Origin of the sequence: Roseivirga spongicola, assembly GCF_001592965.1 — a bacterium.
GTDB classification, from domain to species: Bacteria; Bacteroidota; Bacteroidia; order Cytophagales; family Cyclobacteriaceae; genus Roseivirga; species Roseivirga spongicola.
Genome location: NZ_LRPC01000029.1, coordinates 120,970 through 136,149 on the forward strand (window position 1 = coordinate 120,970; position 15,180 = coordinate 136,149).

The 15,180-nt window shown below is 38.6% G+C and carries 16 protein-coding genes; 9 read left to right on the forward strand and 7 right to left on the reverse strand.

Translation table 11 applies throughout. The features are described from left to right. The first annotated feature begins 51 nt into the window (after positions 1-51). Positions 52-429 (forward strand): BlaI/MecI/CopY family transcriptional regulator, encoded by a 378-nt coding sequence (locus AWW68_RS18075; RefSeq protein ID WP_068224579.1) that lies wholly within the window; start codon positions 52-54, stop codon positions 427-429. Further along, a complete protein-coding gene (locus AWW68_RS18080; RefSeq protein ID WP_068224582.1) occupies positions 430-1,719 on the forward strand; it encodes a M56 family metallopeptidase in 1,290 nt (429 codons plus the stop codon). It begins immediately after the preceding gene. Here the strand turns inward: AWW68_RS18080 and AWW68_RS18085 are convergent. Beyond that, positions 1,716-2,198: a hypothetical protein gene (locus AWW68_RS18085; protein WP_068224585.1), complete on the reverse strand. Its 483-nt coding sequence runs from the start codon at positions 2,196-2,198 to the stop codon at positions 1,716-1,718. The two genes, AWW68_RS18080 and AWW68_RS18085, sit on opposite strands and share 4 nt — an antisense overlap. Before the next feature lie 188 nt (positions 2,199-2,386). Here AWW68_RS18085 and smc point away from each other — a divergent pair, with 188 nt between their 5' ends. The 4 genes from smc (at position 2,387) to AWW68_RS18105 (ending at position 8,865) form a co-directional block, all read left to right on the forward strand. Then, on the forward strand, positions 2,387-5,917 hold the full coding sequence (gene smc, locus AWW68_RS18090; RefSeq protein ID WP_068224588.1) for a chromosome segregation protein SMC: 3,531 nt from the start codon (positions 2,387-2,389) through the stop codon (positions 5,915-5,917). Between the two features lie 8 nt (positions 5,918-5,925). Further along, positions 5,926-6,636, forward strand: a complete 711-nt coding sequence (locus tag AWW68_RS18095) for an SGNH/GDSL hydrolase family protein (protein ID WP_084375754.1) — start codon at positions 5,926-5,928, stop codon at positions 6,634-6,636. Continuing rightward, entirely contained in the window at positions 6,633-7,484 is an 852-nt protein-coding gene (locus tag AWW68_RS18100; protein WP_068224594.1) for a cyanophycinase, read from the forward strand. Before AWW68_RS18095 ends, AWW68_RS18100 begins: the two co-directional genes overlap by 4 nt. 292 nt (positions 7,485-7,776) lie before the next feature. Continuing rightward, entirely contained in the window at positions 7,777-8,865 is a 1,089-nt protein-coding gene (locus AWW68_RS18105) for a tail fiber domain-containing protein (RefSeq protein ID WP_068224597.1), read from the forward strand. Positions 8,866-9,069: 204 nt separating this feature from the next. On the opposite strand, the gene AWW68_RS20195 is transcribed toward AWW68_RS18105, so the two are convergent. From AWW68_RS20195 to AWW68_RS18130, 6 genes are all read right to left on the reverse strand, one after another. After that, positions 9,070-9,621 (reverse strand): hypothetical protein, encoded by a 552-nt coding sequence (locus AWW68_RS20195; protein WP_157717717.1) that lies wholly within the window; start codon positions 9,619-9,621, stop codon positions 9,070-9,072. 37 nt (positions 9,622-9,658) lie between these two features. Further along, a complete protein-coding gene (locus AWW68_RS20415) occupies positions 9,659-9,982 on the reverse strand; it encodes a hypothetical protein (protein WP_317038764.1) in 324 nt (107 codons plus the stop codon). After that, positions 9,970-10,923 carry a hypothetical protein gene (locus AWW68_RS18115; protein WP_317038765.1) on the reverse strand — a complete coding sequence of 318 codons (954 nt, stop codon included), beginning with the start codon at positions 10,921-10,923 and terminating at the stop codon, positions 9,970-9,972. The genes AWW68_RS20415 and AWW68_RS18115 overlap by 13 nt, the downstream gene beginning before the upstream one ends. Before the next feature lie 6 nt (positions 10,924-10,929). Next, on the reverse strand, positions 10,930-11,508 hold the full coding sequence (locus AWW68_RS18120) for a YceI family protein (protein ID WP_068224603.1): 579 nt from the start codon (positions 11,506-11,508) through the stop codon (positions 10,930-10,932). A 194-nt stretch (positions 11,509-11,702) separates the two neighbouring features. Then, a complete protein-coding gene (locus AWW68_RS18125) occupies positions 11,703-12,284 on the reverse strand; it encodes a YceI family protein (RefSeq protein WP_068224606.1) in 582 nt (193 codons plus the stop codon). 171 nt (positions 12,285-12,455) lie between these two features. Continuing rightward, positions 12,456-12,962, reverse strand: coding sequence for a YceI family protein (locus AWW68_RS18130; RefSeq protein WP_068224610.1), 507 nt, complete (start codon positions 12,960-12,962; stop codon positions 12,456-12,458). A gap of 216 nt (positions 12,963-13,178) precedes the next feature. Here AWW68_RS18130 and AWW68_RS18135 point away from each other — a divergent pair, with 216 nt between their 5' ends. From AWW68_RS18135 to AWW68_RS18145, 3 genes are read left to right on the forward strand one after another with little or no spacing between them, the layout of a single operon-like run. Continuing rightward, positions 13,179-13,799, forward strand: a complete 621-nt coding sequence (locus AWW68_RS18135) for an RNA polymerase sigma factor (protein WP_245660269.1) — start codon at positions 13,179-13,181, stop codon at positions 13,797-13,799. Then, the gene (locus AWW68_RS18140) at positions 13,789-14,565 is read left to right on the forward strand and encodes an anti-sigma factor family protein (protein ID WP_068224612.1); all 777 of its coding nucleotides are present in this window, start codon (positions 13,789-13,791) and stop codon (positions 14,563-14,565) included. The genes AWW68_RS18135 and AWW68_RS18140 overlap by 11 nt, the downstream gene beginning before the upstream one ends. A 1-nt stretch (position 14,566) precedes the next feature. Next, complete coding sequence (locus AWW68_RS18145; RefSeq protein WP_157717718.1) at positions 14,567-15,169, forward strand: hypothetical protein; 603 nt, start codon at positions 14,567-14,569, stop codon at positions 15,167-15,169. Positions 15,170-15,180: the final 11 nt, after the last annotated feature.

Genomic DNA, 15,180 nt, shown 5'->3' on the forward strand with positions numbered 1-15,180 from the left:
AAACTAGCGCGATAGTTGTATAATTGATAATTACGCAACAACTCGATTGATATGAAGGAATTAACAAAGGCTGAAGAACAGGTAATGCAGATATTGTGGGATATTGAACAAGGCTTTGTCAAAGATGTATTGGCAAAAATGCCTGAGCCAAAACCTGCTTACAATACTGTTTCTACCATTATCAGAATACTCGAGAAAAAGGGTTTTGTGGGCTACAAAGCTTATGGTAAAACGCATGAGTACTTCCCACTGGTTGATAAAAAAACCTACAGCAATTTTTACTTGAAGAATTTCATTGGCGGCTATTTTGGAGGGTCTTTCCAAAAGTTAGTTTCCTTTTTTGCCAAAGAAAACGAAATGGACATTCGCGACTTCCAGTCATTAATGGACCATGTAAAAACTGATTTAGATTCGGAAGAAGAAAAATAAATGAAGCAGCATCCAACCATAGAGCTCCTAGAATCACTCAACATTACTGTGATTTACCTAATTGAGTCTGCTACTTGTTTAGCAGTGCTCTATTTGCTTTATCATTTCTTTTTAAGAAATGAGAAGAGCTTCCATTACAACAGAGCCTATTTGTTGGTTGCTTTATTTATCTCTGTTTCTTTCCCAATGATGGAGTTTTCTTACAACCCGGCCAATACACCGGGCTTCTTTAACTCACTTCATCAATTGGGCAATGGTGTAGGAGACGATCCGATTATTGAAGCGGAAAGAGCTTACTCCTATACCATTACCGCCAAGTCTGAAAGACCATTTTTACTATGGTGGGAGGCATTACTTCTGCTCTATGTAACGGGTGTAACTTTCGGCCTTTTAAAGCTTTTAGTAAGAATTCGCCAATTCAAAGAAGTTATATGGTATAGAAGGCATGCAACTCGTTTTAAGAAGAATTTTTTCTTAGTTCAGACTGAAGGAATGATGCCTACATTCTCTTTCTTCAATTACCTTTTCTGGGATAACTCTCAAGAGTATTCAGAAGAAGAAAAAGAGCAAGTAATTGCTCACGAAAGGGCTCACATAGACCAAAAACACTCTTATGACATCCTCTTTATTGAAATTCTTAAGGTAATCTTTTGGTTCAACCCACTAATGTACCTTTACAAGGCTTTGCTAGAAGAGGTTCACGAATACGCAGCAGACAAAGCAGCAATTGGCAATGCCAACCCTGCTATTTATTCTCAGCTGTTAGTAAGAACAGTTTTCAAAAAAATGGGACTGGAATACGGTAGCTATTTTGGCAAAAACAAAACAGTAAAAAGGCTTAATATGATGAAAAAAGTAGCCTCAACTAACTACTTTAAACTTCTATTGCCTGTACCATTCATCGCCTTGTTATTCTTCATTTTCTCTTTCGATGCATTACCTATCGAAAAAGTGATCATTGAAAATTATAAGGTAGAAGCCAACGAAAACTTTGAGTCGTTCCCTGAACCTACTATTGGTATCGAAGACTGGAAGTCTTTCCTCGAAAGTAATATTGTTTATCCTGAAGCAGCAAAAGAGGCAAACCTAGAGGGTGAAATGCTAATCTCCTTTAATGTAAACCAGTATGGCAATATTCAGGAGTTGGTTTTCAGTAAGAAGTTAGGTTATGAAACTGAAAAAGCTGTTTTAGAAGCTCTTTCTAAATCTAGTAAGTGGAAACCTGCCACAAAAGATGGGAATAACGTACCTTCTAGAGTAGAAGTACCTATTGTTTTCAAAAAGTCTTAATTGAATTTTCTATTGAAAATTTCGGATGCGACAAATGCCTTCTTTGCGGAGTCTAAGTCAGCAAACATATCGGCATAGTCATTCTCAGAGTCAACCTGCTCTTCTATTTCATAAGGCTCTAAATGATCATTGAATTTTGAGCGAATTCTAGCTGCTTCGGCTTCTGCCTCTCTTTTACGTTTAGCAGTATTCTCCTTGGCAACTTCAAAAGTAGATCTATATGGCCTCTCCTCTTTTATGGGTTTAGCGTCAGCCACTGGCTCCAATACAGGTTCTGGACGAACAGTTTTTTGCCCAGTAAATTCTTCTAGTAACTCTTCAAAAGTTGGTCTTCTTCCAGTTGAAGTAGTCTGCCTAGGTTCTTTTTCCTCATATCTCTCATCTTGCTGCTGTCTCTTCTTATTCTTTGAATTAGCCTGAAAGATGAAGTAGATGATTCCGAGAACTATATAAATAACCGTTCCAAAGTCAATATCCATAGAATAACAAAGCTAACAATTTGGGCGACATAATTCGTTTTTTAGTTCATCTTGTACCGAACATCAATCTCATAAGAGCATTCGCAGAAAACAGGCTATTCCACCACTATTTTTTATAGCATAAACCGTGAATTGTCAGTCTTAATTTTAATTTTGCTAGATACACCCAATTTTTAGGTAGCCCATTCATGCAGCTAACCAAGCTAGAAATAAAAGGATTCAAGAGTTTTGGTGATAAAGTCGTTATCAACTTTGATAAAGGTATTACTGGCATTGTTGGACCCAATGGCTGCGGAAAATCCAATGTAGTAGATTCTATTCGCTGGGTACTAGGTGAGCAGAAAACAAGAATGCTCAGATCTGAGAAGATGGAAAACATCATTTTCAACGGAACCAAAAAGCGAAAGCCAACTCAACTTGCAGAGGTTTCACTAACTTTTAAAAACACTAAAAACTTACTTCCTACTGAGTATACCGAAGTTACTATTACCAGAAGATACTACAGATCTGGTGAAAGCGAATACCTGCTCAATGGTGTTAGTTGTAGGCTAAAAGACATTACCAATCTGTTTATGGATACAGGTATTGCATCTAATAGCTACGCCATTATTGAACTAAAAATGGTGGATGACATCCTTAATGATAAGGATAATTCTAGAAGAGCGCTCTTCGAAGAAGCAGCAGGCATATCAAAATTCAAGACTAGAAAGAAGGAAACACTTAAGAAGCTTAAAGATACTGACGATGACCTCGACAGGGTTGAAGATCTTCTCTTTGAAATTGAGAAAAACCTAAAATCGTTAGAGAAACAAGCTAGACAGGCCGAGAAATACTACAAGCTCAAAGAAGAATATAAGGTTGAAAGCGTAGCCCTAGCAAGAAAATCGGTAGCCGAAAAATCCAATAGATTCAAGTCTTTAGAAAAAGGCATTCAGCAAGAAACCGATCGTAAGCTGGAGATCAATCAAATGATGGCGAGTCAAGAAGCCATTATTGAAAAGGGAAAGACAGAACTCATAAACAAAGAGAAGCTTCTTGCTTCAAGGCAAAGAACACTCAATGAGCACGTCAATAAAATCAGGCAATATGAGAGTGAGCGTAAAATTAAAAATGAGCGTCTCACGTTCTTGGAAGACAAAAGTGATAGCCTTAGAGAACAATTAGAAGCAGATAAGAAGAGTAACGATAGAGCGTCTTTCAGCTTAGAGAGCCTTAGAAACGAGTTAGAAGATGCTGCGAAACAACTACAAGTTGTTGAACAAGAGGTAAAATCTCTCGAAAAAATTTATGCTGAACAGAAGCAGATAAGTCAGGAAGCTCAGTTGGCCTATGAAGAGCATAGAAAAACGTTCACCTCAAAACGAGAGCGTTTATTCAACCTTCGGAAGGAAATAGAAATCAAGGAGATTCAATTACAAACACTAAAGTCTGAGTTTGAAAAAACAGAAACAGACTCAACCGAACAATCGGAAACCCTTGAGCGCTTCGATGACAAGTTGGCCATGCTGGAAGAGCAAAAGGAAGAAAAAGAAGCGCTGCTAACCAAGAGAAAAACTGAAGAAGAACGACACACTAAAGCTATTCAGGACACGACTGAAACTATTGATATCATCCGGGAGGAAATGACTCAGGTTAGTCGTAAGCTCGACAGCAAGAATAACGAATATAATCTCACCAAATCACTAGTAGAGAATCTTGAGGGCTTTCCAGAAGCAATTAAATTCTTGAAGAAGAAAGCCAACTGGAACAAAAACGCTCCACTCCTTTCTGACATTATCGCCTGTGACGACAAGTATCGTGTAACTATTGAGAACTACTTAGAAAGTTACATGAATTACTACATTGTTGACACCGAAAGGCAAGCTTTTGAAGCTGTCAACATCCTCAGCGATGCATCTAAAGGCAAGGCCAACTTCTTTGTGCTCGATGCTTTCGACAAGTTTAGCCCACAACCTTCTAAGTTATATGACAATGCCATCCCGGCCACCGAGATTGTAGAATTCGACCCTAAATACAAAAGACTTATTGGCTACATTCTGGAGAATGTATTCATTGTTAAGGGTGGCCCTGGGGATATTCCAATGGATACCGATGCAGTATTTATTACTGAGAGTGGCAAGTACACTAAGAGAAGATTCAGTGTTTCTGGCGGTTCAGTAGGCCTCTTTGAAGGCAAAAGGATTGGGCGAGCCAAAAACCTTGAAAAACTGCAGAAGATTATCAAGGATCTTGAGGCGAAAAGCGTGAACATTAAAGATCGCCTAGATCAGAAACAACAAGAACTGGCGCGACTTAAATCTAACTCCTTCAAATCTGATATTGAAGAACTACAAAGAGACTTCAACCAAATTAACGAAGAGTACATCTCTGTAAAAACTAGAAAAGAGCAGCTTTCTCAAATGCTTTCTAACCATGCTAATAAAAAGGAAGAAATGGTTAAGGGCATAGAAAGACTAACTGGAGAACTTGAAAAGCTAAAACCTCAAGTTGAAGAAGAGGAAGCAGTATTTGAAGAATTGGAAGCTGGAATTGTAGAGCTAGAGGAGAAAGCCAAAACAGCAGCCAGTGCGCTCTCTGAAAGATCTCAGGTTTTTAACGATAAGAACATTCTGTTCCATCAAAAGCAGAACAGGGTTGAGTCTATCAAGCAAGAGATAGGTTATAAAGAAACTGCTTTTGAAAGTAGTAAACAGCGCATAAGTAAAAATCAAGAAGAGCTAGAGCGCAACGAATTAGAGATCAGAAAACTCATAGATTCATCGGAAAACAATGAGGACGAACTCATTGAAATGTACGATGAAAAGGATGCTATTGAAAAAGGAGTCAATGAGGCTGAAAAAGAATATTATGCTCACCGAGGTGATATTGACGTAGCTGAAAAAACACTCAGAGAGCTTCGCCATAAAAGAGAATCTAGCGATGCACTCATAATGGAGCAGCAGAACAAGCTAAACGACACCAGATTAGAGTTAAGTGCTGTAAAAGAACGACTTTCTGTTGAGTTTAAGGTAGACCTAGATGCCATTCTGAAAGAAGAAGCTGAACCTGACGAAAGACCTGCAGACGAAATAGAGGAAAGAGTATTAAAGCTTAGGGATAAGCTTGAAAAAATGGGGCCAATCAACCCTATGGCTATGGAAGCTTATGATGAAATTAAAGAGCGCCACACCTTCATTACTGAGCAGAAAAATGACCTGGTAGAGGCCAAAGACTCTTTGCTTCAAACCATAGATGAAATTGACACCGTAGCTAAAGACACCTTCCTCGAAGCATTTGCTTTGATTAAGGAAAACTTCATCAAAGTGTTCAGGTCTTTATTTACGGAAGAAGACGATTGTGACCTACGACTTACAGACCCAAGTAATCCATTGGATTCAGCAATTGACATTATGGCTAAGCCAAAAGGAAAGAGACCTTTAACAATCAATCAGCTTTCTGGTGGCGAAAAAACACTAACAGCCACCTCTTTGCTTTTTGCCATATATCTGCTTAAACCGGCTCCATTCTGTATATTCGATGAGGTTGATGCGCCTTTGGATGACGCCAATATTGACAAGTTCAACAACATCATTAAGAAATTCTCCAACGATTCACAGTTTATCATCGTAACGCATAACAAGCGAACCATGGCTTCTACAGACATTATTTATGGCATTACCATGATTGAACAAGGTGTTTCAAGGGTTGTACCTGTAGACCTAAGAGAACTGGCCGATTAACTAAACTCATGAAAAAAATCACCTTAAAACTAATTGCTATTGGTCTTATTTTCTGCACCATGGCATGCTCATCTGTTTCAAATTCATCATCTATGAACAGGAAAAACAACAATTCCCCGCTCAACTATTTAGCCTTGGGCGATTCTTACACAATTGGTGAAAGTGTGGCCGAAAGTGAAAGATGGCCAGTACAACTGGCTGAAAGACTTCGAGCTGACGGCATAGCCATTAATGCCCCAAAGATTATTGCTACAACAGGTTGGAGAACGGACCAACTCAAAGCAGCTATTGAAAAAGATGATGAATTACTCGAAACGTATGACCTAGTTTCATTACTTATTGGTGTAAACAATCAATACCAGAACCGATCGGTAGAGAGCTTTGCTCCTGAGTTTGAAGAACTACTTCAAAAATCTATTGAATTAGCAGGTGGCAATACAAACAAAGTTTTTGTGGTATCTATTCCAGATTATGGAAAAACTCCATTTGGTGCTTCTAAAGCTGAAAAAATCGCTAAAGCACTAAATGAATACAACCGAGTTTCTAAAGAGATTTGTGAAAAGTATAAGGTTGAGTATTTCAACATAACTCCTATTTCTAGACAGGCCGATCCTGATGCAAAACTTGTTGCCGAAGACAACCTCCACCCTTCTGGTGAACAGTATCGCCAATGGGTAGAGTCTTTTTACAAAGAGGTTAAGAAAATTGCGAAGCAATGAGAGCCTTCTTCCTTCTTTTCACTATAGTTCTTGGGCAGTCTTTAGTTTTTGCGCAAACCACTGGCCCTGAAAAAGGCCATCTGATTATTGCTGGAGGCGGCTTAAAAGACAAGGCTGTTTTCGACAAGTTTATCGAACTGGCTGGAGGAAGTGATTCTCACATTGTGGTAATACCTACAGCAGGTGGTTATGAAGTTACCGAAGAGGTAATTGAAAGACTCACTCAAGAATGGCTAAATAGAGGCGCTAGCAAGGTGAGCATCTTACATACCATAAACCCTGATGAATCGAATCAACAAGAATTTGCTAACGTTTTAGATGAGGCTACAGGTGTTTTCTTTCCGGGTGGTAGACAATGGAGATTGGCCGACTCCTATTTGAACACTTTGGTTCATAAGAAGCTCAACCAGCTTTTGAACCGAGGAGGAATTATAGCTGGCTCTTCTGCCGGAGCCACCATTCAAGGTTCATACTTAGCCCGCGGTGATTCTAAAACCAACACCATCATGATGGGCGATCATGAAGAGGGACTCAGTTTTATAAGCAATATCGCCATAGACCAACATACGCTAGCTAGAAATAGACACTTCGATATGTTTGAAATCCTGAATAAGCATCCGCAATTATTAGGCATTTCAATAGATGAAAACACTGCCATACTCGTTTCAGGGAACGAATTTGAGGTTTTAGGTCAGAGTTATGTCATGGTTTATGATGGCACTCACTGGGATCAAACCAAAGGGGAATTCGTAAAAAACGAAGCGCATCAAGAACGATTTCATGTTCTTAGGAAAGGTGGAAAGTATAATATGAAAGAGCGAAAGGTAGGAAAGCCCCTACAAAAATAGACACAATAGTTTCATCAAGTATCCTAGCTAAATCTATGGGATGACGGTAGAAATACCATTCCTAACCCTTTTATAGTTTGACTATATAAAACTTCAGCACTAATTACATTCGAATTAAAGCCTCAATTTTCGAGATCTTTTTAATACTCATCATTAGTGACGAGAGCACGCATAATCAATCCTAATAGATAAGATTCATAGTATTCACATACAGAATACTGCTTAATAAAATAATCTATTGGATTCTAAATTATTTATTCAAATCTTGTTTATCAATTAAACACAAAAAAATATGAAAACAAGAATACCAATATCTTTATTTCTTTTTATAGTATGCAACTTAACTATATATGCTCAATGGAACGAACAATCAAACAATTTCACTAATGGTCATTTGGGAATAGGTAGTAACGCTAACACCAACTCGCTTTACATATACGGAAGTAACTCTCAAAACTTACTCAAAGTTGAAAATAGTCGAGATTCTGATGCCGGAATCGAATTTGAAAGTAACCTAGCAAACTTTAAAATAGGAGCTGGTATTGGTAACGGAACCAACTCTTTTACCATTTATGATTTGAATGCCTTACAGTTAAGAATGATTATCAATGGTTCAGGTCAAGTAGGTATTGGCACATCTTCTCCAACATCTGGATACATTCTAGATGTGAATGGTAATTTAAAAGTGGGAAGCAACATATATACATCTGGAAATGTTACATCTTACGATTTAGATGCAACTTACGTGGATGGCTATCAAGGAGATTTTTACAATGTCTATTACAATAACCTTTATTCTTCATCAGATAAAAGATTAAAGTCAAACATTGAAGAAGACGTGGCTAGTCATGAAGAGATATACAAAATAAAAACATACAATTACCAATTTAAAGATGATAATGAAGGTCGAACAAGACATGGAGTTATGGCTCAAGATATAAGAGAAATTCTCCCTGAACTAGTTTCAACTGATCAAGATGGCTATTTGGCGGTAAATTATGTTGACATGATCCCTCTCATGTTAAGAGCTATTCAAGACCAAAAACAAACCATAGATGCCTTACAGGCCGAACTAGTAACATTGAAAAACAGTATCATTTCTGACGAAGACTTGAAACAAAAAATGGAAGTTGAAGGAGATTTCTTTAAGGTATATCCAAATCCATCAAGTTCAGAATCCAAAATTGAAATCATTCAAGAGGGAGAAAATGCTCAAATTCATATCACCAACCTAAATGGCGAGACAGTTAAGTCTATTAATGTTGATAATCTCAAAAATATGAGACTTGATGATGCTAATCTGACAAACGGTGTCTACTTCGTGAGATACTATATTTCAGGAGAATTAAAACAGACCAAAAGAATACTTATTAAAAAGTAGGTCAATTCAATACTCAATTCTCAAGGGTGTCAGATTGACAAGACATCCTTGATTAAAACTCCTAGCTTAATCAGCATTTGATTGAAATCCTCCTTGACAAAGGACATTTTGTTGAGCTTTAATATCATCAAATGCTTTTACACCTGCCCCTTAAACAACTGTGGATAATATGAAAAAGACTTTTAAAGTCTATCAATATTTGATTTACCACAGACTCAACTCTAAACGAACATTCAGCTCTTCTTTCACTTTTAGCAACCCTAAAAACTTTTTGGGAGGCTCTAGGTCAAAGTAGCTTAGGTTGAGTTCAAATTCTGCTTTTAGAAGCTGTATTCCGTTTTCTTCCACCAGAATAAAAGGAAGCTTCTCCATGTATAGCTCCTTGCCTACCAGCTTAAGCCTTAATGAACTGAAGTAAGCGTTTTCCTCCTGATAGAACTGTTCTACCAAAACATGAATGAACGGATAGTCATCAGACTGAAGCGTTTTATTAAAGTCTCTATTGAGCATTTTATTGCCACAACCAAAGCCATTTACGGGTAGGTATATATCCATCAACGGACTATCCCTTACATACTTTGCATCAAATAATAAAGTATCCTTTTCATTGCTTTGTTGATAATCACAGGCAAAACGTCCAAAAGAGGTTACCCCGTCTATAATAACAGTCTTCCCTGTTACCACATGAAAGTCTTGCGCCTTTACGGATAACAGGGAAATACTGCAGATTATAAATATGATTGTTCTTTTGATCATGCCAATTAGGCTAACTCATAAAACTCAATCACCTTTTTTAGAAACCAATTACTGCCTCAATGACAATACCGTTGAACTTACCATCTTGGTACTTAGTATTGGTGTAGCCAGCCCCAGAATACTCTTGGTTTACATACTCGAGTTTCATAAGCACATTGTCAGTCATAAACCAGCCGCCACCAAGGTTAAATCTACTAATCTCTTGAGTAGCTGCCGCATCGCTGACTTCTCCCTCTACAGAGTTGTACCTGGCCCCTAGGTACCACTGCTCACTCACACCAAATCTGTACAAACCTTCAAGACCAATTTGAGTAAAGCTTCCGCCAACAGCATCATTACCATTTGAACTTACTTCATACACTCCGAAGAACTCAAGGCCTTGATACTTATAACGAATGGGTTAATCTGAATAGCAGTATGATAAGCAAAACCAGGGTTGAATCTTGGGTCGAAGTTGCTACCTCCATTGGCCACTGTTGCCAACAAGCTGTAGTATCTACCTCCTGCTCTATCACCATTGTAGATATAGTCTCGAGTACCTTTATCTGAGCTAGAGTATAATGAACCTGTCAATCTCAGTCTTAAGTCGTCATTCATTTGTTTGTCCCAACCTACTTTGCTGTAGAATACGAACCCATCGTCTCCTTTTACCGGGCTTTGATTCAATCTACCATTGGTTATACCCGCAACCAAAATCCAGTCAGAAGGCTGCAAAGTCACCTCCAAGAATGGTTCAGTAGTAAAGGCATCCATAATGTAGTTTCCAACAAATGGGTTGTAGATAGCCATTGCGTTATCAGATCTTCTGAACTGCGCATCACCATAGTTTATTTGGTCCATACCCACACGAATGGTAGCTATATCCATCAAGCCAGACAAGAATCCCTCTTGAATGAAGTCTAACTTATCGAACTGCAGGTATCCACCTTTTACATAAGCCTGAGTGTGGTTACGAGAAGAGAGGTAGGTTCTCAAGTGCATTCTCATACCATCGGCCAATTGTGCGTCTATGTTAAGGTTTGCAGTTGGTAGGTTAAAGTTTGAACCTAAATCCACTAATGGATCACCCACTACAGAATTTTCATGACTCAAACCCTGAAACTGAATGGCAAAGTCGCCACCAACTCTTACGTTTAATCCATTGTAAACTACTGTATCAGTTTTCGAAGTTTCGAATACATTAAGGCCTGCTTTACCAATTGGTCTAAAGTATTGCAAAGGTTTGCGAGGGTCTACCTGGGCAAAGCCCATCACGCTGCTCAATAAAAACAGCAATACGAGAGTTATTTTAAAGTTTTTCATTACTATTTAGTTTTGGAAAGTTGCTTTGAATTCAATGGTGACATCATCACCTGTTTTGACGGTTCCCATCAAGGCAGTTGGTGGGTCTATTTTAAAGTCTGTTAGACGAAAATCCGTGCTTCCTTTGATGGTGTATGCACTGCCAGTTTGCTCCACCTCTATATCAAAAGTCACGTCTCTACTGAAGCCTGCGATAGTAAGTTTGGCTGTTGCCTTTCCTTTAGTTGCTGACTCCATGGTACAATTGTTTAGCACAAACTCAATGCTGGGATACTCTTCTGTTTTGAGTGCCTTGTATGCATTTTTGTCCATGCCCTTTTTTCCACTCTTTAGGCTTTCGGCCTTAAGAGTTATTTCCGACCCTGTAAAGCTGGGCACTCCATTGGCGTCCTTCTTAACAGTTATAAAACCCACGGCCTCCTCGGAGGTCATGTGCCAATCGTGTAGGGTTGAAGTTCCCTTAACTACATATTCTTGAGAATTAGGTTTTAGATTTACTTTCTGCTGGGCTTGCAAACTGAAAGCTGCAAACATGAGTATTACCAGGCTCAGAATTTTCACTCTATTTTTAGCTCCACTTTTCATGATTCCGGTTCCTTATTTGATGTACTCAAAGGTATTTAGCCGGTATTCGCTGGAGCGTGACGGGAATCAAGTCTTTTTGTGATCTTTATTACACAAAAACCTGACTTAGATCATGATTTTCGTTGCTGCGGAAAGCATAAAAAAAGAGGCTCTCAAAGCCTCTTTTGGGTGCGTTGCCTGTTAAACACTTCTATCTATTTGATATCGTTAGCTTTAACCAATGGCAATTGCACTTCAATTTTTAAATCATCTTCACATTGTACTGCACCACCAAAATCTGTTGGAGGCTCCAGACCAAATGCACTGAATTTTGACTCCGCAGTAGCAACTATCCAAACAATTTCATCCTGCATTCTGGTAGAGAATGTAAACAACAGATCTACATTCTTTCCAGCCATATACAAATTGCCATGCATTTGCATGGGTTCATCATTTAACTGGGAAAAACCATAGGCAAAAAAAGTAACCAGTGGGTTGTCTTCCGTAAGTAAAACAGATTGAGCTTTCTTGGTCATTCTCTTATTCTCAGCATTCTTTATGGTCTTTGCATCTATGTTTACAATAACCCTAGACAAATGCTGCAACTGATCTCCATTCATCAGTATTTGGGCATCTCCTTTCAACTGGTTGGACTTGAGCATCCATTCCGAAGTATTGGATTTGCCACTAATCACTAGATAGCCTGAGCCATCTACTATCTCGTATTTCTCTTGTGCCTCAGCTTGAACTACAAACACGAGAAACAGTGCTGAAGTTATGATTCTTAAAGTTCTCATGGCCTTAGAATTTACTTAAGTAAAGCTATTGCCATGTCAAAAAAACTTGGCTAACCAGTGTCATAACCAAGTATGATAATTATCAGATTTTGAACACTTTATGAAAAAAAAGTATAGTCAACAAAAAAGCCCTGGAGTACCAAGGCTTTGAAAATAATTTATAGACTTATCTTATTTCTCTTCTTCTAAAACAAGAATGATTTCGAGTTGAAGATCATCTTTAGCTTTAATGGTTCCTGCCAAAGCTGAAGGAGGATCCAAATCGAAATCAGTGAATTTCACATCTCCTTGTGCAGTTACAACTAGCTTCCCGTTCTCAACCTTACTCGTAAAGCTAAAGTCCTGATCACTGTCATAGCCCGCTACATTAAGAATACCAGATACTTTTCCGTCATCTGCCATATCGAAGGCGATATATGAAATAATTGGGTTAGCCTCCGGCTGAAGAGTTTTCATGGCATTTCTTTTAAGGCCAGACTTAGAACTCTCCAAGCTCTCTGTTTTTAGAGTAACCACCACTTTTTTGATTCCGGTTATTTCACTACCCTCCATATAAAGATCGGCACTACCCTTAATCTCTTCCGACACCAGGGTGAAATCGTGCAAATTTGAGGTACCGCTAACCGTTATTTTACTTCCTGTTTCAGCAATTGAGTAACTAGATTGTGCTTGAGCCATTGTACTAAAAAGGACAAGGACTAAAATTGTGAGAATCTTATTATGGCGTTTCATATGCAAAAAATTTAATTGCTGAAATTAATACCTTCTTGATAATTTCCATCGGTTTTTAACTCTTATCAAACAGAAGACCATTTAAGCATTGGGAAAAGAATTTTTAAATTCATTCAAACTTTTCTCTGGGAGCATTCATCCTAAACATGGAAACACGATGAAATGAGGGAAATCAACCTGATGCCACAAACCAACTTTCTCGTCAGAGCTGCTAAGCAAGGTGATGTAATTGCTCTTAACCAACTGGTAAAGCAATGGCAAAAACGCATCTATAATTTTGCTTATAAATACTTTGGCGACTACGACATGGCCATGGATGTAACGCAAAAAACATTCATCTCCATGAGTAAAAACTTGGGAGGCCTAAAAGACGAAAGCAGCTTTAAGCCTTGGCTTTACAGAATTGCTTCCAATTACTGCCATGAAGAAGTGAGAAGGCAAAGCAAGCGCTGGGTACTTCCATTTATGAAGGTAAGTTCTAAAGACGACCAAAAAGACATCAGCAATACCTCATCTAATCATAGAAGTGAAGACCCAGAAAAAGTATTGGGTAATGAAGAGCTCAAATACCTCCTGAAAAAAGCATTAGCTACCCTGCCAGAAGAACAGCGCATGGTGGTAATTATGAAAGAATATGAAGGTTTAAAAATCAGAGAGATTGCCGAAGCAATGGACATCTCTGAGAATACTGTAAAGTCGAGGCTTTACTACGCATTGGGCAGCCTGAAAAAGCTGCTCGACCAATGGAACATTACAAAAGAAACGGTGCATTATGAAATATAAACCGACACAGGAAGAGCTTATCTCCTATTTGTACGATGAGCTATCCGCAGAAGAAATGGAAAAGGTTGATGGGTATCTTAAAGAACACCCTGAGGCCAAACAAGAATTAGAAGAGCTGCAAGAAACCCGCATGCTCATGGGAGACTTTGAGGACGAAGAAATGCTGGAACCTATGGCTTTTATGAATCCAACCAAAAACGAAGAATGGCTTTACTGGAGAAAATATGTCGCCATTGCAGCTACTCTCCTACTCATCATCACTTTTGGAACTTTAAGCGGGTTTAAAGTAGTGAACACTGACCAAGGCATGCAAATTGGTTTTGGTGAAGCGACCCTTGGTTTAACTGAAGAACAGGTGGCCGACCTCATCTATCAAGACCGTGTAAACCTCTTGGATTATGTAAACAACACCTTAGAAGCTCGCAATGATAGCATAGACTATAAGTTCAATACACTACAAGCGAGCCTTACTAATGAAGACTTGGTTAGGCAAACCTTTGAGAACGAAAAGGCCGCTTTTCTTCAAGAGATAACTTTACTCACAGACAAGCTCGGAGACGACTACAAAGGCATTCTTAGAGAAATTGTAGTGAACTTTTCAAACAATATTGAAACCCAGCGCATCGAAGATTTAAGAAACATTCAAGCTGCGTTCGATGCTTTTGAAAACGCAACAGTCAACAGACAGCTAGATGTAGAAGATGCTCTTTTCACTCTATCAGAAAAAGTAAAAACCATCGCAGCAAGTCTTTCAAACAGAAATTAAAATGGTCAAAAACTCAAAATATCTAATCGCTTTTTGCCTGATGCTGGTTACATCTGGGCTTTGGGCTCAAACAGGGAGCAAGTTCAGCCCTATTCAACGAGACACTGAAATAAGCAGAGTCACCTTAGAAAATTTCTTAAAGAAATGGGATGGCGACCCGCTATTGAACAGAGTCCATGAAACAACCAGCTCCTACACTAAAGGAAAAGGTGTTGAATTTCACATTGATGCTCCAAATGCGATGATCTTCTTAGATGGAAGAATTACCTGGAGCAAAAACCAAGACAAAGCGTTGATGGACACGTTTTATGATGAAGAAATCATTCGCCTTCAAAAAGACAGACTCAAAGTAAGCGTTGCCAGATTCTTAGAAGACTTCAGCAGTTACTTACCCAAAGTAGAGGCCAATGAAAGCATCAGTTTTGTATTCAGTGTAAAAGACCCAGTAAATAAGTCTGAAGAACAACCAGGCACATCGCCAAAGCAAAATCTTAGAACCTACCAAATTGCTTTTAGCATTAGCGGAGCAGACCTTAATACGCTCAACTCGAACGACTTGAGTCAGAATGAAATTGAAAACAGAATAAAAACAGCAACAAGATAAATATCTGAATT

Excerpts from the sequence above, each read along its gene's own strand:
- AWW68_RS18080 (WP_068224582.1), top strand. The coding sequence starts at position 430 with ATGAAGCAGCATCCAACCATAGAGCTCCTAGAATCACTCAACATTACT.
- AWW68_RS18135 (WP_245660269.1), top strand. The coding sequence starts at position 13,179 with ATGAGGGAAATCAACCTGATGCCACAAACCAACTTTCTCGTCAGAGCT.
- AWW68_RS18100 (WP_068224594.1), top strand. The coding sequence starts at position 6,633 with ATGAGAGCCTTCTTCCTTCTTTTCACTATAGTTCTTGGGCAGTCTTTA.
- AWW68_RS18085 (WP_068224585.1), bottom strand. The coding sequence starts at position 2,198 with ATGGATATTGACTTTGGAACGGTTATTTATATAGTTCTCGGAATCATC.
- AWW68_RS18095 (WP_084375754.1), top strand. The coding sequence starts at position 5,926 with ATGAAAAAAATCACCTTAAAACTAATTGCTATTGGTCTTATTTTCTGC.
- AWW68_RS20195 (WP_157717717.1), bottom strand. The coding sequence starts at position 9,621 with ATGATCAAAAGAACAATCATATTTATAATCTGCAGTATTTCCCTGTTA.
- AWW68_RS18115 (WP_317038765.1), bottom strand. The coding sequence starts at position 10,923 with ATGAAAAACTTTAAAATAACTCTCGTATTGCTGTTTTTATTGAGCAGC.
- AWW68_RS18125 (WP_068224606.1), bottom strand. The coding sequence starts at position 12,284 with ATGAGAACTTTAAGAATCATAACTTCAGCACTGTTTCTCGTGTTTGTA.
- smc (WP_068224588.1), top strand. The coding sequence starts at position 2,387 with ATGCAGCTAACCAAGCTAGAAATAAAAGGATTCAAGAGTTTTGGTGAT.
- AWW68_RS18140 (WP_068224612.1), top strand. The coding sequence starts at position 13,789 with ATGAAATATAAACCGACACAGGAAGAGCTTATCTCCTATTTGTACGAT.
- AWW68_RS18075 (WP_068224579.1), top strand. The coding sequence starts at position 52 with ATGAAGGAATTAACAAAGGCTGAAGAACAGGTAATGCAGATATTGTGG.
- AWW68_RS18145 (WP_157717718.1), top strand. The coding sequence starts at position 14,567 with ATGGTCAAAAACTCAAAATATCTAATCGCTTTTTGCCTGATGCTGGTT.
- AWW68_RS18120 (WP_068224603.1), bottom strand. The coding sequence starts at position 11,508 with ATGAAAAGTGGAGCTAAAAATAGAGTGAAAATTCTGAGCCTGGTAATA.
- AWW68_RS18130 (WP_068224610.1), bottom strand. The coding sequence starts at position 12,962 with ATGGCTCAAGCACAATCTAGTTACTCAATTGCTGAAACAGGAAGTAAA.
- AWW68_RS18105 (WP_068224597.1), top strand. The coding sequence starts at position 7,777 with ATGAAAACAAGAATACCAATATCTTTATTTCTTTTTATAGTATGCAAC.